General features: G+C 64.8%; 16 protein-coding genes. 6 read left to right on the forward strand and 10 right to left on the reverse strand.

All coding sequences use genetic code 11. The features are described 5' to 3' along the window. The first annotated feature begins 145 nt into the window (after positions 1-145). The gene (locus tag I4X03_RS00375; protein ID WP_223464139.1) at positions 146-1,033 is read left to right on the forward strand and encodes a CAP domain-containing protein; all 888 of its coding nucleotides are present in this window, start codon (positions 146-148) and stop codon (positions 1,031-1,033) included. A 3-nt stretch (positions 1,034-1,036) separates the two neighbouring features. Here the strand turns inward: I4X03_RS00375 and I4X03_RS00380 are convergent, their stop codons facing one another. Then, positions 1,037-3,046, reverse strand: a complete 2,010-nt coding sequence (locus I4X03_RS00380; RefSeq protein ID WP_223464144.1) for a methyl-accepting chemotaxis protein — start codon at positions 3,044-3,046, stop codon at positions 1,037-1,039. 239 nt (positions 3,047-3,285) lie between these two features. Here I4X03_RS00380 and I4X03_RS00385 point away from each other — a divergent pair, with 239 nt between their 5' ends. After that, positions 3,286-4,311, forward strand: a complete 1,026-nt coding sequence (locus tag I4X03_RS00385; RefSeq protein WP_223464146.1) for an LLM class flavin-dependent oxidoreductase — start codon at positions 3,286-3,288, stop codon at positions 4,309-4,311. 30 nt (positions 4,312-4,341) lie between these two features. Here I4X03_RS00385 and I4X03_RS00390 read toward each other — a convergent pair whose 3' ends face one another. The 3 genes from I4X03_RS00390 to I4X03_RS00400 form a co-directional block, all read right to left on the reverse strand. Then, entirely contained in the window at positions 4,342-4,518 is a 177-nt protein-coding gene (locus tag I4X03_RS00390; RefSeq protein WP_223464149.1) for a hypothetical protein, read from the reverse strand. Between the two features lie 87 nt (positions 4,519-4,605). Further along, positions 4,606-4,842, reverse strand: coding sequence for a hypothetical protein (locus I4X03_RS00395; RefSeq protein WP_223464151.1), 237 nt, complete (start codon positions 4,840-4,842; stop codon positions 4,606-4,608). A 108-nt stretch (positions 4,843-4,950) separates the two neighbouring features. Next, the gene (locus tag I4X03_RS00400) at positions 4,951-6,057 is read right to left on the reverse strand and encodes an S-(hydroxymethyl)glutathione dehydrogenase/class III alcohol dehydrogenase (protein WP_223464153.1); all 1,107 of its coding nucleotides are present in this window, start codon (positions 6,055-6,057) and stop codon (positions 4,951-4,953) included. A 165-nt stretch (positions 6,058-6,222) separates the two neighbouring features. On the opposite strand from I4X03_RS00400, the gene kefC reads away from it, so the two are divergent. Further along, complete coding sequence (kefC, locus tag I4X03_RS00405) at positions 6,223-7,998, forward strand: glutathione-regulated potassium-efflux system protein KefC (protein WP_223464155.1); 1,776 nt, start codon at positions 6,223-6,225, stop codon at positions 7,996-7,998. A 22-nt stretch (positions 7,999-8,020) separates the two neighbouring features. On the opposite strand, the gene I4X03_RS00410 is transcribed toward kefC, so the two are convergent. Both I4X03_RS00410 and I4X03_RS00415 read right to left on the reverse strand, forming a co-directional pair. Continuing rightward, positions 8,021-8,884: a class I SAM-dependent methyltransferase gene (locus tag I4X03_RS00410; RefSeq protein ID WP_223464157.1), complete on the reverse strand. Its 864-nt coding sequence runs from the start codon at positions 8,882-8,884 to the stop codon at positions 8,021-8,023. Between the two features lie 74 nt (positions 8,885-8,958). Continuing rightward, the gene (locus I4X03_RS00415; RefSeq protein ID WP_223464161.1) at positions 8,959-10,269 is read right to left on the reverse strand and encodes a metal-dependent hydrolase family protein; all 1,311 of its coding nucleotides are present in this window, start codon (positions 10,267-10,269) and stop codon (positions 8,959-8,961) included. Between the two features lie 174 nt (positions 10,270-10,443). On the opposite strand from I4X03_RS00415, the gene I4X03_RS00420 reads away from it, so the two are divergent. Further along, on the forward strand, positions 10,444-12,243 hold the full coding sequence (locus I4X03_RS00420) for a hypothetical protein (RefSeq protein WP_223464164.1): 1,800 nt from the start codon (positions 10,444-10,446) through the stop codon (positions 12,241-12,243). A 137-nt stretch (positions 12,244-12,380) separates the two neighbouring features. Here I4X03_RS00420 and I4X03_RS00425 read toward each other — a convergent pair whose 3' ends face one another. Beyond that, the gene (locus tag I4X03_RS00425; protein WP_223464166.1) at positions 12,381-12,686 is read right to left on the reverse strand and encodes a hypothetical protein; all 306 of its coding nucleotides are present in this window, start codon (positions 12,684-12,686) and stop codon (positions 12,381-12,383) included. A gap of 85 nt (positions 12,687-12,771) precedes the next feature. Beyond that, positions 12,772-15,456 carry a bifunctional diguanylate cyclase/phosphodiesterase gene (locus I4X03_RS00430; protein ID WP_223464169.1) on the reverse strand — a complete coding sequence of 895 codons (2,685 nt, stop codon included), beginning with the start codon at positions 15,454-15,456 and terminating at the stop codon, positions 12,772-12,774. A gap of 219 nt (positions 15,457-15,675) precedes the next feature. On the opposite strand from I4X03_RS00430, the gene I4X03_RS00435 reads away from it, so the two are divergent. Beyond that, positions 15,676-16,695 carry a sulfate ABC transporter substrate-binding protein gene (locus tag I4X03_RS00435; protein WP_223464170.1) on the forward strand — a complete coding sequence of 340 codons (1,020 nt, stop codon included), beginning with the start codon at positions 15,676-15,678 and terminating at the stop codon, positions 16,693-16,695. Between the two features lie 114 nt (positions 16,696-16,809). Then, the gene (locus I4X03_RS00440; protein WP_223464173.1) at positions 16,810-17,751 is read left to right on the forward strand and encodes a CysB family HTH-type transcriptional regulator; all 942 of its coding nucleotides are present in this window, start codon (positions 16,810-16,812) and stop codon (positions 17,749-17,751) included. A gap of 167 nt (positions 17,752-17,918) precedes the next feature. Here the strand turns inward: I4X03_RS00440 and I4X03_RS00445 are convergent, their stop codons facing one another. Together I4X03_RS00445 and I4X03_RS00450 are read right to left on the reverse strand one after the other, a co-directional pair. After that, positions 17,919-19,976 (reverse strand): S9 family peptidase, encoded by a 2,058-nt coding sequence (locus I4X03_RS00445; protein WP_223464175.1) that lies wholly within the window; start codon positions 19,974-19,976, stop codon positions 17,919-17,921. A gap of 45 nt (positions 19,977-20,021) precedes the next feature. Beyond that, entirely contained in the window at positions 20,022-22,286 is a 2,265-nt protein-coding gene (locus I4X03_RS00450) for a putative bifunctional diguanylate cyclase/phosphodiesterase (protein WP_223464176.1), read from the reverse strand. Positions 22,287-22,353 lie beyond the last annotated feature (67 nt).

The raw sequence follows: 22,353 nt of genomic DNA on the forward strand, positions 1-22,353 counted from the left end.
GCCAGGGCGGACGGCGTTCGCGGCCCCTGGAAAGGCGTTAGCATAGCAAACTGCGCGCTGCGGCAGTCAAAAAACCCCAGCGCCCTGATCGCGCGCGGCCGCTTGCGGTGTATCCTTTCCTGTCAGTAGATTACAGGCCCATCATTTGACCATCACTCCCCCGCCCTTCACGCCCAGCAAGCTCGCCGCCGGCCTGCTCGCCGCCGCCAGCGTGTTGCTGGCCTGCCCTGCGCAGGCCCAGGGTAGCGCGCAACTTGTCGACCTGATCAATGCCTACCGCGCCTCGCCGCGCACTTGCGACGGCCGCCGCACGGCGCCGCTGGCGCCGCTGGCGATGGATCCGGCGCTTGGCCGCGTCGCGGTCACGACGGGAACCTTGCTCGAGCATGCGATCGAGCAGGCCGGCTACAAGGTGGCGCGGGCCGAGGCGATCTCCGTGACGGGCCCGCCCGACGCGCGCGCGGCGATGGCCGCGATCGAAACACCGTACTGCAGCACGCTGCTCAATCCAACGTTTTCCGAGATTGGCGCGTCGCGCCGCGGCGACAGCTGGCAGATCGTGCTGGCCGAACCGGCGCCCCCACCGGCGAGCAATTTTCTACCTGATTCGGAAACCGCGGGAAAGGCCATTCTTGACGCGGTCAATGATGCGCGCGCCAAGGCGCGCAGCTGCGGCACCCAACGTTTTCCGGCTGCCCGGCAGGTGACATGGAACGGCACGCTAGGCGACGCGGCGCTGAGCCACAGCCGCGACATGGCCGCGCACCGCTACTTCAGCCACAAGGGCCGCGATGGCCAGGGGGCCGCCGAGCGCGCAGTGCGCGCCGGCTACCGCTGGCTGCGGATCGGCGAGAATATCGCTGCCGGCCAGAACTCGCCGGCCGAAGTGGTGGCGGGCTGGCTGTCGAGCCCGGGCCACTGCGCCAACATCATGCAGGGCGGCTTTACCGAGATGGGCGCCGCGTATGCGATCAACCAGAGCCGCACCGGCGAACGGATCTACTGGACCCAGGTGTTCGCGGCGCCGCGCTGATGCTTAGTACTGGCCGAGCAGCGCGACCGGCTTGCCTTGGCTGGCGCCGTCGAGCTTGAACACGCTGACCGACTGCGCCAGCGTGGCGGCCATGTCCTGCATCGCGTGAGCAGCAGCCGAGGCTTCCTCGACCAGTGCCGCGTTCTGCTGGGTGACCTTGTCCATCGACACGATGGCCTGGTTGACCTCGTCGATGCCAACCGATTGTTCCTTGGTGGCGGCCATGATGTCGCCCATGATGTCAGTGACTTTCTTGACACTCAGCACGACGTCGTTCATGGTCTGTCCAGCGATGCCGACCAGCTTGCTGCCAGTCTCCACCTTGTCGACCGAATCGCCGATCAGGGCCTTGATTTCGTGCGCCGCCGCAGCTGAGCGCTGCGCCAGGGAACGCACTTCCGAAGCGACCACCGCAAAACCACGGCCCTGCTCGCCGGCGCGGGCCGCTTCCACCGCCGCGTTCAACGCGAGGATATTGGTCTGGAATGCAATGCTGTCGATCACGCCAATGATGTCGACAATTTTCTTGGATGAATCGTTAATCTGGCCCATGGTCGCGACCACCTGGGACACAACGTCGCCGCCCTTGACGGCCACCGACGATGCCGAAGACGCAAGGTCGTTCGCTTCGCGGGCGTTGTCGGCATTCTGGCGAACCGTTGCCGTCAACTGCTCCATCGACGATGCCGTTTCTTCAAGCGAACCGGCCTGGTGTTCGGTCCGCGACGACAGATCCTGGTTACCCGCCGCAATCTCCGCAGACGCCGTCGCAACCTGTTCAGTGCCGTCGCGAATGGTCGCGACAACCCCGGCCAGGCCACTACTGATGCCATTCATGGCCGTCAGCAGCTGACCGATCTCGTCCTGGCTGGCGGCGGCCAGCTGCACGGTCAGGTCGCCATGCGCCAGGCGCTCAGCGGCGTCGGTGGCAACGCGCAGCGGCTTGGTCACGACGTGGCGCACGATGAATACCAGCGCCGCGGCGAAACCGAGCAAGGCGAGAACGCCAATGGCCAGCAACTGGTTGCGCAGGCTGGTCACTTCAAAGTTGATTTCGTCGACGAAGGCGATGCCGGCAATGGTCCAGTTCCAATCCTTATTGGTCTGGTAGACAACGATGCGCTCGCGCTCGGCGACGCCTTGCTGGTCCTGCGGGGTGACGCGCATCATGCCTTCGCCGGTTTGCAGGATGTCCTTGATGAATTCGCGGCCGGCGACGTCGCGGCGCTCCAGGCCCTTTTCGCCCTCCTGTTCAGGATGGACGACGAAGGTGCCGAAGGTATCGCCCGCCTTCGCGTCAACCACGAAGAAGTAGCCAGTCTCGCCGACCTTCAGCGATTTGATCCGCGTCTTCAGTGCCGCCACTTCGCTCGAAATGTCGATGCCGACATAGAGGATGCCCAGCACCTGGCCGCTGGCATCCTTGATAGGCACATACTCGGTCACGTGCGGCTTGCCGAACAACACCGCCATGCCGCGGAATGTCTCCCCCTGCATCAGCTTGCTATAAGCCGGGTGCTTGTTGCCCAGGTTGGTGCCGACCGCGCGGTTGCCATCGGCCTTCTTGACGGAGGTTGCCACGCGGATGAAGTCATCGCCCTGCTTGATGAAGATCGTCGCGTTCCCGCCGGTCATGGCCGAGAAGCGGTCGACCGACTCGAAATTGAGGTTCAGGTCGGTCTCGTCATGCTTCATCACTGGCAAGTCCTTGCCGCCGGTATCGAGCGTGCGGCTGGCGTCCACCGAGAACGTACCCGGCAGCAAGCTGGCAAAGACGCGCGAAAACTTCTCGACCGCATTAAGCTGGGTGCGGTTGAAGGTCTCGATCATGGTCTTGACGCCGTCCGCCTGCGTATTGACAAGTTCAATACTCCTGCGTTCCATGGAACCGGACATCGTGTGCACGACGAACAGGATGAACGCCAAGAAAATGCTGGCGATCAAACCGAGGGTAAAGGCAGTGAGCTTGGTGCCAACCATGAACTGGCGGCTGGCTGCAATCGAGGTTTTCATTGACGGTATGTGAAGTCGCCCACCTATCGTCATGTATGGACGCGGAGCAATACTCGACGATACCGTAACTTTTTCTGCAGAGCACTATTTTGGGGAGCGGATTATACGTAGTGGTGCTTGCACGCAACGGTTTCAAAAAGCCGTTATCGAAACAGCAAGAGCAAAAAATCTAACACTTTCAAATGCCGCTGGCGCCCCCATAATTAAGAGAACATTCATTTGCGCACTCGAAAGAAGTCATGATTCCGTTTTCCGTACTCGATCTCTCCCCTATTACCGAAGGCAGCGACGCCCGCACCTCGTTTCACAACTCCCTGGACCTGGCACAGAGCGCGGAACGCTGGGGTTTCCAGCGTTACTGGCTGGCCGAACATCACGGCATGCCGGGCATTGCCAGCGCGGCTACCGCTGTGCTGCTGGGCTACATCGCCGGCGGCACCTCGACGATTCGCGTCGGCGCCGGCGGCATCATGCTGCCGAACCACTCCCCGCTCGTCATCGCCGAGCAATTCGGCACGCTCGAGTCGCTGTACCCGGGCCGAATCGACCTGGGCCTTGGACGCGCGCCCGGTTCCGACCACGCCGCCGCGCGCGCGATGCGGCGCAACCTGGCGTCGAACGCGGACGAGTTCCCGCAAGATGTCGTCGAACTGATGGATTACTTCGCCGGTTCGACGCGCCGCTCGGTACAGGCGGTGCCGGGCGCCGGGCTGGAGGTGCCAATCTGGATTCTTGGATCGAGCCTGTTCGGCGCGCAGCTGGCAGCACATTTGGGCCTGCCGTACGCATTCGCCTCGCATTTCGCGCCGACGATGATGATGCAAGCCATTGACTTCTACCGCAGCAACTTCAGGCCATCGGCCCAGCTGGGCAAGCCACATGTGATGCTCGGCTATAACGTATTCGCGGCGGATACGGACGCTGAAGGCCAATTGCTGGCCAGTTCGATGCAGCAAGCGTTTGTCAACCTGCACAGCGGCCGCGCTTCGCGCCTGCAGCCGCCGGTGGCGGGCTACCTGGAGCAGATCGGACCGACCGGCCGTGCCATGCTGGAGCAGGTGCTGTCGTGCTCGGCGATCGGTGCGCCGGATACCGTTCAGCGCCAGATGCAGGAGTTTATCGCCCGCACCGGTGCGGACGAGCTGATGATCACGTCGCAGATCTACGACCATGCCGCACGCCTGCGCTCGTACCAGATCACGGCGCAGGTGCACCGCGCGCTGTCCGAGCCAAGCGATTCGGCTGACCGGCCTCACAGGGCGTAGGACGCCTGAAACAGCCGGGATTTTCCTGCCTCAATGTCGCCGCTTGCCGAAAATCGCCATCCCGGCGGCCAATAAATCCATCAGCATCGTCCCAGCCAGCCATGCCTGGCCCGGCAAGAGAAAAGCTCGCATCTCCTCCATTCCCTGATGGTGAAGATGTCCTGCTGGCGGGAGCGCCGTTATCATCGGCGCATCGGCAAAGGTCACGAAGAATCGGCTTGCGCCGAAGTAGCGAGCCAATAAATTCTATAACACGAGGCAAAGGAAGATGACCCTCTTCATCGCCTGTGCCGGTCAGCGATTTTCCGGATCAATACGCCGCTCGGGAGGATCACCCTCTTCGAAACCGGCGACAAACACCAGCAGTATGTCGTTGGCAATTTTCCCATGTCCCGCTTCCAGCAAGTTGTTCGCCATCGCCGTCAGCTCGGCGACGCTGGCCTGGCCGCGCGCGTTATCGTTCGCGCGCCGTGTTGCTTTTCCAAGTGCAAATACCAACTCGGCAATCGCCGTTTTTTCTCTGTCGCTCATGTCACATTCTTCTATATAGGGGGCGCGTGAGTATCACGCTAACAACGGCGTCTGGCCGTATCAGGACAATAACGGCGCGCTGCGCCGTTATTCATATTGCAGATCGATTTAGAACACGACGATCGAACGGATCGATTCGCCGCGCTTCATCAGGTCGAAGCCTTCGTTGATCCGTTCGAGCGGCAACCGGTGGGTGATCAGCTCGTCAATACGGATCTTGCGTTCCATGTACCAGTCGACGATCTTCGGTACGTCGGTACGTCCGCGGGCGCCGCCAAAGGCCGACCCCTTCCATTCGCGCCCGGTCACCAGCTGGAACGGACGGGTGCTGATCTCTTCGCCCGCCGCCGCCACGCCGATGATGTACGACTGGCCCCAGCCCTTGTGGCAGCATTCGAGCGCCTGGCGCATCGTTGTGGTGTTGCCGATGCACTCGAACGAGTAATCGGCGCCGCCGTCGGTCAACTGGACGATGTGGTCAACCACATTCGCCACTTCCTTTGGATTGATAAAATCGGTCATGCCGAAGGATTTGGCCATCTCGATGCGCGCCGGGTTGATGTCGACACCGATGATCTTGTTGGCGCCAACCATCTTGGCCGCCTGGATCACGTTCAGGCCAATGCCGCCCAGCCCAAACACCACCACATTCGCGCCCGCTTCGACCTTGGCCGAGAACACCACCGCGCCGACCCCGGTGGTCACGCCGCAGCCGATGTAGCAGGCGGTCTCGAACGGCGCGTCCTTGCGGATGTTGGCCAGCGCGATTTCCGGCACCACGATGTAGTTCGAAAACGTCGACGTGCCCATGTAGTGGAACAGCGGCTTGCCGTCGATCGAGAAGCGCGAGGTCGCATCGGGCATCAGGCCGCGGCCCTGGGTCGAGCGGATCGCCTGGCACAGGTTGGTCTTGCGCGACAGGCAGAACTTGCACTGGCGGCATTCCGGCGTGTACAGCGGAATCACGTGATCGTCTTTTTTCACCGACGTTACGCCCGGTCCGACATCGACCACCACGCCGGCACCCTCATGTCCCAGAATCGCCGGGAAGATGCCTTCCGGATCGGCGCCCGACAGGGTGTAGTAATCTGTGTGGCAAATGCCGGTGGCCTTGATCTCGACCAGCACTTCGCCGGCCTTCGGACCTTCCAGGTCCACTTCTTCGATCGTCAGCGGCGCGCCGGCCTTCCATGCGATTGCGGCTTTGGTTTTCATAATGGGCAATTAGTCGTTGGATAAGATGAAGAAAGATCATAGCGCACCCCGGGCTCCCGCGCACTTACACCAGGTATCTTGCGGGCCGATATAATCCTGCCAAGGCCTTGCGGCCAGGCGCCCGGCGCAGCAACCCGGGACAACTCCATCCTTGCCCATCGCCCCATGCATGAACTTCTCCTGACCCCCATCGTCTTCCTGATCGCCGCCGTCACGCTGGTGCCGCTGGCCCAGCGGCTCGGACTGGGCTCGGTGCTCGGCTACCTGATCGGCGGCTGCATCATCGGCCCCTGGGGCCTGGCGATGGTGAAAAATGTCGAGCTGATCAGTCATATAGCCGAGATCGGCGTGGTGCTGATGCTGTTCCTGATCGGCCTGGAGCTGCAGCCAAAAAAACTGCTGGCCATGCGCAAGCTGGTGCTGGGCGGCGGCGCCTTCCAGGTGGCGCTGTGCGGCATGGCGCTCGCCACCGCGGCCTGGCTGATGGACCTGCGCTGGGGCGCCGCCTTGGTGGCCGGCTTCGCGCTGGCGCTGTCGTCGACCGCCATCGTGGTGCAGAACATGCAGGAGCGCCACCTCGACCATACTCCGGCGGGCCGGGCGGCGTTTGCCATCCTGCTGTTCCAGGATATGGCGGCCATTCCGCTGCTGGTCATCACGCCCCTGCTCGGCACGGCCGCCGCCAGCGGTCCCGGCTTTAACTGGCCGCTGGCCGCCGCCGTGATCGCCGCCGTGCTGGTGATCGGCCGCTACGCACTGCCGTTGGCGTTGCGGCTGATCGCCAAGACCGGCCTGCGCGAAATCTTTACCGCGTTCGCATTGCTGCTGGTGCTGGGCATTGCCCAGCTGATGATCCTGGCCGACCTGTCGATGGGCCTGGGGGCATTCCTCGCCGGCGTGCTGCTGGCCGGCTCGGAATACCGCAGGGCGCTGGAGGCCGACCTCGAGCCGTTCAAGGGTTTGTTGCTGGGGTTGTTCTTCACCTCGGTCGGCATGTCGGTCAACATCGGCTTGCTGTCCGACGGTCCGCTCACGATCCTGGGTTTGACGCTCGCCTACATGCTGTTGAAGATGGGGCTGCTGGCGCTGATCGCACGCGCCCTGCCGATACCGGCGGTGCAGCGCTGGCAGTTTGCCGGCTTGCTGGCGCAGGGCAGCGAATTCGCCTTCGTGGTGTTCGCGGTCGCGCGCGATGCGCAGGTGCTGCCGCCGGCGATCAACGAAACGCTGGTGGTGGTGGTCGCCGTGTCGATGGCGCTGACCCCGCTGGCGGTCATGGCCGGCAACTGGCTGGGCACCCGCCTGCACGCCAAACCGGCCAAGGCACCGGACGTGATCGAACCGGATGGCGCAAGAGTCATCGTCGCGGGCATGGGCCGGGTCGGACAGATTACCGCCCGCATGCTGATCGCGTCGGGCTTCAAGGTCACGGTTCTGGACAACGACCCCGACCTGATCGAACTGGTGCGCAAGTTCGGCATGCGCGTGTTCTACGGCGATGCCACCCGCCTCGACCTGCTGCGCGCCGCCCAGGCGGACAAGGCGCACCTGCTGGTTAACGCGATCGATGACATGGATGCCAGCCTGAAACTGACCGATGTCGTCCGCGAAAACTTTCCTGATCTGAAAATCATCGCCCGGGCGCGCAACCTTACCCACCTGTACGAACTGCGCACCCGCGGCGTCGAACAGGTCGAACGCGAAACCTTCGAGTCGGCCTTGCTGATCGGCCAGCAAGCGCTCGAGCGCATGGGCATCGAACCGGCGCTTGCCGAACGCGCAAGGGTCAAGTTCCGCGCACACAACCTGTCGACGCTCGATACGATCTTCCCGCATTACCGCGACGAGAAGACCCGGATCTCCATCGAACAGGCGGCGCGCGACGAACTGGCCCGCTCGTTCGAGCAAGACCGTATCCGGCTCGGCGACGGCAAGCAGTAAGTGCCGTCGCGCTGCGCACTGGTCAGCCGCTGCGTTTCGTGATGACCACTTCCAGGTATTCGCCCGGTACCACCAGCGATGATGGGCCGGCGATATTACAGCGGTCCAGCACGGCGAGGATGTCCTTCTCCAGTGCCTGCTGGCCAGCCGGGTCGAGCGCGGCGAACGCCTTGCAGGTGGGGCCGTAGAAATCGCGGAACACCTGCAAAAAGTGTTGCGGCGACGCGTAGCGGAAATTGAACAGCTTGCGCGTGACCTGGATGTTGGCCGCGCGGTCGCCGAACAACTCGGCCAGATAGCTTTCGGTACCCCACAGCGCGGGCGACTTGACGCCGGCCGGTGGCGGCACGTGGGCGCCGATGACCTTGAACAGCTGGCCGACGAAGCCTTCTGGCGTCCAGTTCGCCAAGGCGATGCGTCCGCCATCGCGCACCACCCGCAGCATTTCGCTGGCGCAGCGGGCGTGGTTGGGCGCGAACATCACGCCGACGGTGGACATGGCGACGTCGAAGCTGGCATCGGGAAACGGCAGGTTTTCGGCGTCGGCTTCGCGGAAGTCGACCTGCAGGCCTTCCGCCTCGGCGCGGCGGCGGCCTTTTTCAAGCAGCGCCGGCACATAATCGGTGGAAGTGACTTTGGCAAAGCGGCGCGCCGCCGCCAGCGTGGCGTTGCCGTTGCCGGCGGCGATATCGAGCACCTTTTCATTGGCGCGGATATCGGCCGCCTCGGCCAGCGACTCACCCATGATCTGCAAGGTGACGCCGATGACGGCGAAGTCGCCGCTGGCCCAAATTGCCTGCTGGCGCTGTTTGATGGCGTCGAAGTCAGGCGCGTCGGGCGGACGCGGCGCCTGGCCTGACGTGGGGAAGGGAGTGGGCGTGCTCATGACACATTCTCCTTGTTTGGGATTGATACCATTTGACGCAGCGCGGCGCGCCAAGTTCTCCCCCTCCCCTGGATTTACTGCTGGTGCTTGACCACTTCGCCAGCCTTCATCACGAACGCGACTCTCTTGAGCACGCTGACATCGGCCAGCGGATCGCCGCCAACGGCGATCAGGTCGGCACTCTTGCCGGCTTCGAGCGAGCCGGCCACGGCGCCGATGCCCAGCAGGTCGGCGGCGTTCACCGTGGCCGCCTTGATCGCTTCGGCCGGCTTCATGCCGAACTGGACCATCAATTCGAATTCATCGGCATTGCGGCCGTGCTTCGACACGCCCGCATCGGTGCCGAACGCGATCTTGATGCCGCGCGCGTGGGCCTGGCGCAAGGCCTTGCCGGTGATGCCGATGCGCCAGTCGATCTTGGCGCGCACCGCTGGCGGGTAGGCATCGGGGTTGTTGGCGATGCGCTCCTTGTAGCCGTTGATGGTCGACAGGGTCGGCACGTAGTAGGCGCCCGATTTCAGGAACAGCTTGACGCCTTCGTCGTCGAGCAGGGTGCCATGCTCGATCGAGTCGGCGCCGGCCGCCAGCGCCAGGTTGATGCCGGAGGCGCCGTGCGCGTGCACGGCAACCTTCTTGCCATACAGGTGAGCCGCCTCGATCAGCGACTTCGCCTCATCGTCGAACATCTGCTTGTTGACGCCGGCGCCGATCACGCTGTTGACCCCGCCGGTGGTGGCGATCTTGATGACATCGACCCCGCGCCCGATCTGCATGCGTACCGCCTTGCGGCAGCTTTCCGGACCGTCGCACAGGTTGGTGGTGGCGACGCCATGCTGGACCCAGTCGGAGTAGCCGAGCCGGCCGTCCATGTGGCCAGAGGTGGTGGAAATCGAGGTGCCGGCGTCGATGATGCGCGGACCCTGCACCCAGCCCCTGGCGATAGCGTCGCGCAGCGCCAGCGTGATGCCGTTGCCGTCGCCAAGATTGCGCACCGTGGTGAATCCGGCCTGCAGCGTTTTCCTGGCGTTCATCTGCGCCTCGTAAGCGCCCGCCGCGACGCTGTCGGTGACGCCGGCCAGCTGGCCCTCGATACCGGCGCGGTCGCTGGTCAGGTGCACATGGCTGTCGATCAGGCCTGGCAGCACGTAGCGGTTGCGCAGGTCGATCACGGCGGCGCCGGCGTAGCGCTCGGGATTGACGAAGCCATCGAGCACCTCAAGCACCTTGCCGTCCCTGAGCACCAGCGTCGATGCGCCGCGCGGCGCCTGGCCGGGCCGGTCCAGCAGGTGGCCGGCGTGGACCAGCGTGACGGCGGTGTCGGCGCTGGCGTTGATCGACAGTGCCAGCAAGGCGGTGGCGAGGAAAGTGTGGATTGGCGTAGGCATCGATATCGTCCGGAATATTAAGTCGATGCATGCTGGCACAAGAATGCGCGCAAGGCAATCACGGCCGGTTGCGCCGATGATCGTGCCGGCATCCGGTAAATACAGGTAATGTGGAACTCGAAAAAACGACGCGGCTCTAACCAACGTTCAGCGGATGCATCCGCAGAAGGGGCGATGATGAAAAAGATAAAGCTGGCAGTTGCGCTTTCCGGCGCAGCGTGCATGGGGCTGTCGTTCACGCCGACACTGGCCGAACGTCAGCCTGACGCGGCCTTCGACCCCTTGTTTGCCGACGGCGCGCGCTGCGCACCGGCCCGCGGGGGGCGCCCGCCGCTGCTCGAGCAACTGGTGCTGGCGCAGGCCGAAACCGCGCCGTTCAGGCCCAGCCAGCAAGCGCAGGCCCCCATCGCGGTCGAGAAGCCGCCACTGTTCAAGGACCTGGGCAAACTGCATGTCCCGGTCAGCACGCGCAGTGCCGCTGCGCAGGCGTATTTCAACCAGGGGATCCGGCTGACGTTCGCATTCAACCATGCCGAAGCTGCGCGCGCCTTCCGTGCCGCCCAGCAGCTCGATCCCAATTGCGCGATGTGCTTCTGGGGCGAGGCGCTGGTGCTCGGGCCAAACATCAACGCGCCGATGTTCCCGGCTGCGGTTGCCCCGGCGGTGGCAGCGGCAGCCAGCGCCGTCCGGCTCGCTGCCGGCGCCACGCCGCCGGAACAGGCGCTGATCCGCGCCGTGGCGCGCCGCTATGACGCATCCCCGGGCGCAGACCGCACGGCGCTCGACAAAGCCTACGCCGACGCCATGGCCGACGCGGCCCGCGCATTTCCCAACAACGACACCATCCAGGTCCTGTTTGCCGAATCGCTGATGGACCTGTCGCCGTGGGACTACTGGGAAGCCGGCGGCAGCAGGCCCAAGAACCGTACCGCCGAGCTGGTCGACGCGCTTGAGCGCGTGCTCGAACGCAATCCCACTCACCCCGGTGCCGCGCACTATTACATCCATGCGATGGAAGCGTCGGTCACTCCCGAAAAAGCACTGGCGCCCGCGCGGGTGCTGGCGCAACAGATCCCCGGCGCCGGACACGTGGTGCACATGCCCTCGCATATCTATTACCGGATCGGCCTGTACAAGGAGGCGCTGCAGTCGAACCTCGACGCCATCGCGGTGGACGAGCGCTACTTCCGCCGTTCGGGCAGCGACCCGGTTTACCGGGGCGCCTACTATCCCCACAACATCCACTTCGTGATGGTCTCGGCGCTGATGGGCGGCGACGGCAAGACCGCGCTCGACGCGGCGGCCAAGCTGGACAAGTCGCTGCCGCCCGAACTGGTCAAGGAATTTTCCGGCATGCAGCCGGTCAAGGCCGCGCCGTATTTCTCGCACGTGCAGTTCAGCAGCCCCGATGTACTGGTGGCGCTGCCCGATCCGGGCCCGGATTTCGTGCTGGTCAAGGCGATGTGGCACTACGCCCGCGCCACCGGCTTTGCCCGCCAAGGGGCGCTGGCCGCGAGCCGCAAGGAAATCGACGCGCTGGCCCAGCTGGAGCGCACCGCCGACTTCAAGCCGATCGCCGACTGGGGTGTGCCGGCACAAGCCATCGTGCAGACGGCGCGGGCCGTCGCGACCGGGCGGCTTGCCGACGCCGGCAACGACCTGCCGGGCGCGATCAAGGCATACCAGGAGGCCATCGCGGTGCAGGACGCCCTGCCCTACACCGAGCCGCCATACTGGTATTACCCGGTGCGCCAGTCACTCGGCGCAGCCTTGCTGCGCACTGGCAAACTTGATGAGGCAGAGCAAGTATTTCGCGCCTCGCTGGCGCGCACGCCCAGCAATGGATGGGCGCTCAGGGGCTTGATGGAGGTGTATCGCCAGCGCGGAGATGACGCGGCGCTGGCGGCGGTGCGCAAGCGCTTTGACACCACGTGGCTGGGCAAGAAGGGCGGGCCCGACCTGGCGCTATTGTGAACGCAAGGTCGACCGGCCGGCGCTGTCACCCTTGGCAGGGCGGCACAGCGCGGCGTCCTTGGCCGCATGACCGCCGCGCTGACTCCAGCCCGGCGGATCACGCTGCGCGCTTCCGCCCGGCCTTCGGCGCTGTGGCGTTACTTCGGCGCGTCAGCGACGCATTTCTTCATGAACGACGCCTTCGCAGCGCCGGCCAGCGCCTTGCCGTTCTTGCCCATCGCCTTCGCTTCGCAGGCTTGCGCCGCCGGACCCATGGCGTCGGCTTCGCACTTCTTCATGAACGATTTCTTCGCCGCGCCGGCCAGGTTCTTGCCGTTTTTGTCGATCGCGCGCATTTCGCAGCCCTGCGCGCCGGGAGCGGTGACCGCCGAGGCGACGGGTGCCTGGGCAAAGGCCAGGCCCGACAACAGCAGACCGGCTACTGCAATACTGAATTTGTTCATCGCGTTTTCCTCGTTAGATGGCGAAATGCCAAGAAGAAAACGCGCGGCAGAACTGTCTCGTTGACATGTTTCTTCACGCCGGCCATCAGGCCAGCGACTTGTTCGCTTCCAGCATTTCAAGCACCCGGTCGGCCGCGATCGGCCGGCTGAACAGGTAACCCTGGAACTCGTCGCATTGCATCTCGCGCAGCATCGACAATTGCTCTTCGGTCTCGACGCCCTCGGCGACCACCAGCAGCTTCAGGTTGCGCGCCAGGCTGATGACGGAGTGAACGATGGCGGCGCTGTCGTCGTCCTGGCCGAGGTCGCGGATGAAGGCGCGGTCGACCTTCAGGCGCTGCACCGGGAAACGCTTCAGGTAGGCCAGGCTGGAGTAACCGGTGCCGAAATCATCGATCGACAATTCGACGCCGAGCGCGCGGATGCCGCGCATCAGCACATCGACTTCCTGTTCGCGGCTGACGAGCGCGGTTTCGGTAATCTCCAGCTCCAGCGATCCCGCTGCCACGCCCCAGCGCGCGATGCAATCGCGGATGCTCGGCAGCAGGTCCTTCTGATGGAACTGGCGCGGCGACAGGTTTACCGCGACCTTGACCGGCGCGCCGGTCGCCGCCGCCCAGCTGCCCATCTGGCGGCAGGTTTCCTCCAGCACCCAGGCGCCGATCGCAATGATCAGGCCAGTACGCTCGGCAATCGGAATGAAGCGGACTGGCGAAACCTCGCCCAACACCGGGTTGGACCAGCGCAGCAGCGCTTCGAAGCCGACGATGCGGCCGTCACGGATGCTGACCTTGGGCTGGTACTCGACGCGGAATTCTTTGCGCTCGAGCGCGCGGCGCAGTTGCGCTTCGATCGCCAGCCGTTCGTCGAGGTCGGTATGGGTGCTGGGGGAGAAGAAGTGGATCGTATCTTCCTCGCTGCCGCCCTCGCGGTTGCGGGCGCTTTCGGCGCGCCGGTACAGCTCGTCCGCGCTGGCGCCATCGTCCGGGAACACCGACACCCCCATCACCGGACCGAGGTAAAAGTCGCGTCCGCCGATCGTCATCGGGCCCGACAGCCGTTGCTGGAGGCCGAGCACGAATTCGTCGATCGACAGGCGGCCGCGGTCGGCGGCGATCACGACAGCAAATTCGGCGCTTTTGATGCGCGCCACCACCACTGCCTGCGGCGACAGCGTGTGGAAGGCCTCGCCGACCTGGCGCAACGCACGCTCGCCTGCGTCTTGTCCAAGCAGGTCGCTGATTTCATGCAGCCGTTTGAGCGAGACGACCACGATGCCGATGCTGCGCCCGTTAGCGGCGGCATCGGCGACGGCGTTTTCCAGCACGCGGCGGAACTGGTTCTGGTTCGGCAGTCCGGTCAGCGCATCGAAGTCGGCCAGGTAGGCCAGGCGCTGCTCGGCACGCTGACGCTCGGTGATATCGGTCAGCACGCTGACCACCTGGGGGTGGCCGGCTTCATCGACCAGCCTGGACGACATCTGGATCACCGTCCGCGCTTCGCCGCTGCCGTCGCGCAACTGGGCCACCGCCGCGCTGCCGGGCGCGCCGTCCAGAACGTGGCGGTAGCGGCGCTCACGGTCGTCCAGGTTGCTGGAATCGAGCACCTCGTGTTCAGGACGGCCGTTCAGCTCGGCCGCCGGGCGCCCGACGAAGCGGCTGAACGCCTCGTTCATCATGACGAAGCGGCGCGCGCTGTCGAGTACCCAGATCGGGGTGCCGACCGCGTTGAGGATATTGGCCAGGTAATCGGCGCTTGCGCCTGCCCGCGCTTCGCTGGCGGCGAGCTTGTCGATCAGTGCCGCCTTGCGCGTGGCTTCACGCGCCACCCTGCGCGCGAGCAATGCCAGCGACAGCGAGATCAGGCCAAAGAAAGCCAGCGCGGTCCAGAGCCGGCCATACCAGTCGGCCAGCGCATCGCCCAGGTCCATGCCGGTGATGATCACCAGCGGGAAGCCGGGTACCGAATCGTAGCCGTACAGGCGGTTGATGCCGTCGACCGGGCTCACCGACTGGAAGCCGCCGCGTTCGGCCACCGGCAGCTTGTCGGTGAATAAGATGGTGTTCCTGAAGCTGCGCCCGATGGCCCACGGCAGGATCGGGCCGCGCACCAGCATGGTACCGTCGCGCTGGAGCAGCGTGACCGAGCCGCCCTGACCCATGTCGAGCAGCATGTAGATCTGCTCGAAGCGTTCGGAATCGACCCGAGCCAGGATGGTGCCGATACGCTCGCCCCGGGAGTCGCTGATGGCACGGGCAAAATTGATGACGCCGCGGCCGCTACCGGGATCGACATTGCTGATGGTGACGCTGACACTTTCCGAACTGTCCAGCAGCGGGGGGCGCGCGGGCGCGCCAGCGGAAGGCAGGCGGGCGCCGGCGGCGCCAGGGGGGGCCGCGCTGGCCACCAGCTGCCCGCTGGCATCGTACAGGTGCACGCCGAGCAGGTACTGCTGGGCGGGCCCGTTGCCGTCGAAATACGGCGCCAGCGGCGGCGGCAAGGCGCCGTTGTTGCGGTAGGCACGTCCGACCTGGAGCGTGACCTGGTCGACCGCCTGTGCCACGGTCAGGGTCTGGGCTGCGAAGGCGATGGCCAGGTTGCGCAGGCTGGCCTGCTGGGCACGCACCGCGTCGTGGTAACTGACATACAACATCGCCGCGGTCGCCGCGCCCAGGACCGCAATCAGCAAGGCGGTCACGCCAGCCAGGCGCCCGAGGGAGTACGGCCTGGCCTTGGCAGCGGTAGCGGTCGAATCGTGGGACACGGTCATGTGCGATGTGCAGTTAGCTGCGATGAAGGGCTAATTCTACACGCGGCGCCAGCGCAGATCCTGATTCCCTCGGCGCACCGCCAAGCCGGCCGCTCTGCCGCCAAATAGCAATTGCGTATTTACTAATTAACTGATAAGCAATGCAGAATTTCTTGGTTCGATTTCGCGAATCCGGCCGTTAGACTCGATCCATACCCACTCCACCACATCGAGGAAACCATGCTTCGCCCTGCCCGCCGTGCTGTCATCGTTGCCGCCCTGCTTTCCGGACTCGCCGGCTTGGCCGGGGCCGCGCTGGCGCAAACCACCTTGCTGAACGTGTCCTACGACCCGACCCGGGAACTGTATGCCGACTATGACAAGGCGTTCGCCACATACTGGAAGGACAAGACTGGCGACACCGTGACGGTGCGCCAGTCGCATGGCGGTTCGGGCAAGCAGGCGCGCGCCGTCATCGACGGGCTGGAAGCCGACGTCGTCACGCTGGCGCTGGCCTACGACATCGACGCCATCGCCGAAAAGACCAAACGCCTGCCGGCCGACTGGCAAAAGGCCCGCGCCAACAACAGCTCGCCGTATACCTCGACCATCGTGTTCCTGGTTCGCAAGGGAAACCCGAAGGGCATCAAGGACTGGGGCGACCTGGTCAAGCCGGGCGTCCAGGTCATCACGCCCAATCCGAAGACCTCGGGCGGCGCGCGCTGGAACTACCTGGCGGCCTGGGGCTACGCGCTGAAGCGCCCCGGCGGCAGCGACGACAAGGCCAAGGCCTTCGTGGCGGAACTGTTCAAGCACGTGCCGGTGTTCGATTCGGGCGCGCGCGCCTCGACCAACACCTTCGTGCAGCGCGGCCTGGGCGACGTCCTGCTCGCATGGGAAAACGAAGCCTTCCTGTCGGTGAACGAACTGGGGCCGGACAAGTTCGAGATCGTGGTGCCGTCGGTATCGGTGCTGGCTGAGCCGCCTGTGGCCGTGGTGCAAGGCGTGACCGAGCGCCGCGGCACCACCCGGCTGGCCTCCGCCTACCTGGACTACCTGTACTCGCCGGTCGGGCAGAAACTGATCGCCAAGCATTACTACCGTCCGGTCAAGCCTGAACTGGCCGATCCGAAGGATGTGGCGCGCTTTCCGAAACTCAAGACCTTTACCGTGGACGACACCTTCGGCGGCTGGCAGAAGGCGCAGAAGACGCACTTTGCCGACGGCGGCACCTTCGACCAGATCTATGCGTCGAAGTAAGGCAGCGGCGCGCCCGCTTAGCTCTTTTAGTAATAAATTGTTGCGGATTCTGTATTTCGGGATGCAGGGCCTCCCGGCATAGACTGGCTGCCAGACCAGCATTCCGGAACCATCATGAACTTCCAACAATTGCGCATCATTCGCGAAACCGTGCGCTGCGGCTTCAACCTGACCGACGTGGCCGCGGCATTGTTCACATCGCAGTCGGGGGTGTCCAAGCACATCAAGGATCTCGAAGATGAGCTCGGCATCGAGCTGTTCGCGCGCAAGGGCAAGCGGTTGCTGGGGCTCACCGAACCGGGGCGCGAACTGCTGGTCATGGTTGAGCGGATGCTGCTGGAGGCGGGCAACATCAAGCGTCTGGGCGACCAGTACAGCCAGCGCGACGTCGGCCAGCTGACCGTGGCCACCACGCACACGCAGGCGCGCTATGCCTTGCCGGCCGTGATCACCGAGTTCAAGCGGGCGTACCCAAAAGTCCACCTGAAGCTGCACCAGGCCAGCCCGGGCGAGATCGTCAAGCTGCTGCGCGATGGCGAGGCCGATATTGGCGTGGCGACCGAGGCGCTGGCCGATGTGCCCGCGTTCGCATCCTTCCCCTTCTACCGCTGGCACCATTCGGTGATCGTGCCGGCCGGCCATCCGCTGCAAGACGTGCGGCCGCTGACGCTTGACGCGATCGCCGACTATCCCGTCATTACCTACCACGAAGGCTTTACCGGCCGCACCCACCTGGACCAGGCATTCGCGGCCGCCGGGGCGGTGCCCGATATCGTGATGTCGGCGCTGGACGCCGATGTGATCAAGACGTATGTCGAGCTGGGGCTCGGCGTGGGCATCGTCGCATCGATGGCGGTGGATCCGCTGCGCGACAGCGCCCTGCGCCAGCTCGACAGCACCCATCTGTTCCCCGAGAACGTGGCGCGCATCGCGGTGCGGCGCGGCCACTACCTGCGCCGCTACGCCTACCGCTTCATCGAGCTGTGCGCGGCCGAGCTGACCGAAGCGAAAGTCACACAGGCGCTGCGCAACGATGCCGAGGCTGAAACCCTGTAACGCCGATCCGCGACATGCCAGAAACAGCGCCGCCCGCTAGGCACGTCATTGCCGCGCACGCGGGACTCCATACTGACGCCGCGTGGCGGACGCGATTATAGGGTGGCCTGGGGGAAAAAAAACCCGCCTGATCGCTCCATCAGGCGGGTTTTCGAAGTGGCTTGCGCTTATTTCTTCGGCTTCAGGTACTGGTCGAGCCAGCCGATCACGGTGTGATGCCACAGCAGTGAATTGGCCGGTTTCAGCACCCAGTGATTCTCATCCGGGAACACCAGCAATTTGCTCTCGATGCCGCGGCGCTGCAGCGCAGTGAAGGCGCCCAGTGCCTGCTCGGTCGGAATGCGGTAATCCTTTTCACCCTGGATTACCAGCATCGGGGTCTTCCACTTGGCGACGTGGTGCACCGGATTGAAACGCTCGTAGTTGTCCGGCTTGGCGAAGTAGGTGCCGCCGTTTTCCCACTCGGTGAACCAGAGTTCCTCGGTGGCGTAGGCCATGCCGCGGTTGTCGAACACGCCGTCGTGGTTGACGATGCAGCGGAAGCCGTCGGACCAGTTACCCTGGATCCAGTTCATCATGTAACCGCCGTAGGACGCGCCCAGCGCGCAGCTGCGCTCGCGGTCAAGCCACGGGAACTTGGCCACTGCCGCTTCCAGGCCCTTCTGCAAATCGACCAGCGGCTTGCCGCCCCAGTCATTGCTGATCGAATCGGTGAACGCCTGGCCGTAGCCGGTCGAACCGTGGAAGTCGATGAACACGGTGGCGTAGCCGGCGCCCGCGTACACCTGCGGGTTCCAGCGGTAGCTCCAGCCATTGCCGAAGCTGCCTTGCGGGCCGCCGTGCACCAGGAAGGCGATCGGGTATTTCTGGCCCGGCACCGCGTTCCATGGCTTCATCACGTGGCCGTAGACGGTGGCGCCGTTGGCGCCGGCGAACGAGAACTGTTCGTACTGGCCCCAGCGGACATCGGCCAGCGCTTCGCGGTTCTGCCAGGTCAGCTGGACCGGCTTGCCGCCCAGCTTGGCCTTGAACAGCTGCGCGCCCGACTCCAGCGTCGACAGGGAATACGCGACGGTATCGCCGCGCACATCGTAGCCGCCTACCGAACCGGCGCCCGTCAGGGGAGTCGCCTTGCCGCTGGCGACATCGATGCCGAACAGGCGGTGATGGCCGACGTCCTGCGCATCGACCACCAGGGTCTTGCCGTCGGCGGTCCAGCGCAGGTCGCCTGCTGAGCGGTCCCAGTTCTCGGCCAGCTTGCGCTTCTTGCCGGTCGCGACATCCATCAGCATGACCTGGTAGCGGTCGGCTTCAAAACCAGGGCGCGCCATCGCCAGGTAGGCCAAGGTGCGGCCGTCCGGCGAGAACGTCCCCTTGGCGTCCCATGCCGGGTTGTCCGGCGTCAGGTTGCGCGGCGCCGCGCCGCCCGCGGCCGGCACGCTGTACAGGTCGAAGTTGGTCGACCACGATTCTTCCTTGCCGGCGATACGCACCGAGAACACGATGGTCTTGCCGTCCGGGCTGAAACGGTATTCCTCATGGTCGCCGAACGGCTTGGATGGCACGTCGCCGTCCAGGCTGCCGCTCAGGCTGACCGGTGCGGCGCTGACTTTGCCGCTGCTGTCGATCGGGGCCGAGTACAGCACGGCGTTGCGGCCGTCGGCCCAGGTATCCCAATGGCGCACGAACATGCGGTCGTACACGCGGCCCGAGGCTTTTTTCTTGCTGGCCTGGTCGAGGCGGGTCTTGGTGCATGCGAGGTCGGCGCAGTCGCGGAACACCGACACGCTCATGGCGATGCGCTCGCCAGTCGGCGCCAGGCGGAAGTTGTCGATGTCGAGCGGCAGATCGGTCACGCGCGCCGCTTCGCCGCCGCCAAGGGGCAGGCGCCAGACCTGCGACGAGCCGGACCGGCCCGACAGGAAGTAGACGGCGTCGCCCGCCGGCGCCCATTGCGGGTCGCTGCTGCTGGCGGCATGGTTGGTCAGGCGCTGCGGCACCGGCTTGGCGGCGCGCAGGTCCACCATCCACAGCTCGGTATGGCCACGGTTCTTGTCCAGTTCGGTAGTGCGCACGGTGTACACGGCGCGGCTGGCATCCGGCGACAGCACCGGTGCGCCGACCCGCTCCATCGCGACCAGGTCTTCGACGGTAAAGCCGCGCGGCGCAGCGATGGCGCTGCCGGCCGCGACAGCCGTTCCCAACAACAGCAAACGTAACTTCATTCGATCCCCTTTTGGCAAGCAGCCAATGATTTATCGTGGAGTAATTCAGGAAGGGGATTGTAGCCGATGCGGCGGCGCGTCCAGCAATGGCTTGCCGGCCAGCAGCTGCTCAAAGTCTTCCGGCGGCACCGCCGGGCCGAACAGGAAGCCTTGCAGGTAATCGCAGTGCTGGGCCGCGAGCCAGTCGCGCTGCTCGGCCGATTCGACGCCTTCGGCGATGACTTTCAAGCCAAGTTTATGGGCCATCACGATGATGGTTTCGGTGATGGTCCGGCTGGTGTGGTCGTGCAGCATTTCGCTGACGAAGGAGCGGTCGATCTTCAGGTAATCGATGTCGAGCCGCTTCAGGTAGTTCATCGACGAATAGCCGGTGCCGAAGTCGTCGATCGACACTTCCATGCCGGCGCGCTGCAATTCGTCCAGCCGCTCGTGCACGTCGTCGGTCAGGTTCAGCAGCACGCCTTCGGTGATCTCGACAGCGATGCTATTGTGCGGCATGTCACACTGGTCGAGGTAACTGATCCAGTTCATCGAGCGCGCGTGCGGCTGGAATTGCACAGGCGACTTGTTGATGCTGACCTGGAAAGGCTTGCCGAGCATGCCGCTCCAGCGCTGCGACCAGCGCGCGGCCTCGCGGAAGACCCAGTTGCCGATCTCGTGAATGAGTCCGGTCTCTTCGGCGATCCAGACGAAGTCGGCCGGCAGCGCCAGCGTGCCATTCGGCCTGCGCCAGCGCAGCAGGGCTTCGGCCTTGCAGACGGCGCCGCTGGCGCCGTCGACGATCGGCTGGAAATGCAGCTCCAGCTGCTTAGCCTCTTGCGCGCGGCGCAGTTCGCTGCTGAGCGTGAGGCGCCGCATCGCCGCTTCCTGCATGCCCGCTTCGAAGAAGGTCAGCTGGTTGCGCCCCCTGCCCTTGGAGCGGTACATCGCATGGTCGGCGTGGCGCATCAGTTCTTCCGGCTCGCTGCCGTCGCCAGGATACACGGCCACACCGATGCTGGCCGACACGTACGCTTGCTCGATGCCCAGCTGGAATGGCTGGCGCAACACGTCGAGGATCGCCTGCGCGGTCTGTTCGATGTGCGAGGTTTCGGCCATGTCGGCGAGGATGACGGTGAATTCGTCGCCGGCCAGCCGCGCCACGGTGTCGCCGGGCCGCAGGCAGCGCTCGATGCGGCGCGCCGCGCCGGTCAGCAACTGGTCGCCGGCATCGTGCCCGAGCAGGTCATTGACTTCCTTGAAGCGGTCGAGGTCGATGAACAGCAGCGCCATCGCGTGGGCGGCGCCTTGCGCGTGCTTCATCTCCTGCTCCAGCCGGTCGCGGAACAGTACGCGGTTCGGTAGCCCGGTGAGTGCATCGTAGTGGGCGCGGCGCTCCAGCTTTTCATTGAACTGGCGGATCGTGTGTTCGTTGCGCTTGCGGTCGGAAATGTCGGTGGTGAAACCATGCCAGGTGATGGCGCCATCGCCGTTGCGGGTCGGCCTGGCGCACAGCTCGCGCCAGCACAGGCCTTTCCTTGGCAGCATCACGCGGTAATCAATCTGCCAGGCCTGCATGCTGTCGGCCGCCAGGCGCAGCGACTGGCGCAGGCGCGCACGGTCGGGCTGGTAGATACGGCTATTGAGGCAATTGATGTCGTCTTCGATTTCTTTCGGCGTGTGCTCGAACATCTCTTCGCTCATCGCGCTGATGTAGGTGCACACCAGCTGTCCGTCCGGCTGCATGACGAACTCGAACAGCGCGCCGGGCACCTGGCTGGTCAGCTTGGCAAGTAGTTGGTGGCTGGTTTCGAGTTCTTCGCGCAGCAGTCTTGTGGCGGTGATGTCGGTGATGGTGCCGACCATGCGCTGCGGCTTGCCATCGGCATCGCGCGCGACGATGTTGCCGCGTGTCTCCACCCAAACCCAATGGCCGTCGGCATGCCGCAGCCGATGTTCGCAAACGAACAGGCGCCGCTCCAGGCCAAGCAGGTAGTGGGCGAATTTGGCCGGATCGGCCACGTCGCCCGGATGGATGCGGCTCCACCAGTAGCCGGTATCGTCGCGCGCGTCGTCGGGCAGGCCGAGGATGGCGCGAAAGCGCGCCGAATAAAACACCGTGTCGGCAGCGATGTTCCAGTCCCAGACGCCTTCGCCGGTGCTCTCGAGCGCGAACTCTAGGCGCTCCTCGCTGATGCGCAGTTCATGCGTCAGCCTGGCATATTCGGCGCCGGGATCGGCGCCCGCCGGGCCCACGCAACTATCGTGAGTGGCGCGCCGATCGCGCGATGGCGCGCCCTTGTTGCCGTCTTGCCGGGTTGCGATCGACATCTCTCCCCCTCCGCATGGGCGAGACCGCAGACCAGTTTGCACCGGCGAAAATCCTGCTGGTTCGCAC

It is taken from the genome of Massilia soli (assembly GCF_016809835.1).
Lineage (GTDB): Bacteria > Pseudomonadota > Gammaproteobacteria > Burkholderiales > Burkholderiaceae_D > Telluria_A > Telluria_A soli.

Coding starts and splice junctions, on each gene's coding strand:
- I4X03_RS00380 (WP_223464144.1), bottom strand. CDS start 3,046: ATGAAAACCTCGATTGCAGCCAGCCGCCAGTTCATGGTTGGCACCAAG.
- I4X03_RS00385 (WP_223464146.1), top strand. CDS start 3,286: ATGATTCCGTTTTCCGTACTCGATCTCTCCCCTATTACCGAAGGCAGC.
- I4X03_RS00395 (WP_223464151.1), bottom strand. CDS start 4,842: ATGAGCGACAGAGAAAAAACGGCGATTGCCGAGTTGGTATTTGCACTT.
- I4X03_RS00400 (WP_223464153.1), bottom strand. CDS start 6,057: ATGAAAACCAAAGCCGCAATCGCATGGAAGGCCGGCGCGCCGCTGACG.
- kefC (WP_223464155.1), top strand. CDS start 6,223: ATGCATGAACTTCTCCTGACCCCCATCGTCTTCCTGATCGCCGCCGTC.
- I4X03_RS00410 (WP_223464157.1), bottom strand. CDS start 8,884: ATGAGCACGCCCACTCCCTTCCCCACGTCAGGCCAGGCGCCGCGTCCG.
- I4X03_RS00415 (WP_223464161.1), bottom strand. CDS start 10,269: ATGCCTACGCCAATCCACACTTTCCTCGCCACCGCCTTGCTGGCACTG.
- I4X03_RS00420 (WP_223464164.1), top strand. CDS start 10,444: ATGATGAAAAAGATAAAGCTGGCAGTTGCGCTTTCCGGCGCAGCGTGC.
- I4X03_RS00425 (WP_223464166.1), bottom strand. CDS start 12,686: ATGAACAAATTCAGTATTGCAGTAGCCGGTCTGCTGTTGTCGGGCCTG.
- I4X03_RS00430 (WP_223464169.1), bottom strand. CDS start 15,456: ATGACCGTGTCCCACGATTCGACCGCTACCGCTGCCAAGGCCAGGCCG.
- I4X03_RS00435 (WP_223464170.1), top strand. CDS start 15,676: ATGCTTCGCCCTGCCCGCCGTGCTGTCATCGTTGCCGCCCTGCTTTCC.
- I4X03_RS00440 (WP_223464173.1), top strand. CDS start 16,810: ATGAACTTCCAACAATTGCGCATCATTCGCGAAACCGTGCGCTGCGGC.
- I4X03_RS00445 (WP_223464175.1), bottom strand. CDS start 19,976: ATGAAGTTACGTTTGCTGTTGTTGGGAACGGCTGTCGCGGCCGGCAGC.
- I4X03_RS00450 (WP_223464176.1), bottom strand. CDS start 22,286: ATGTCGATCGCAACCCGGCAAGACGGCAACAAGGGCGCGCCATCGCGC.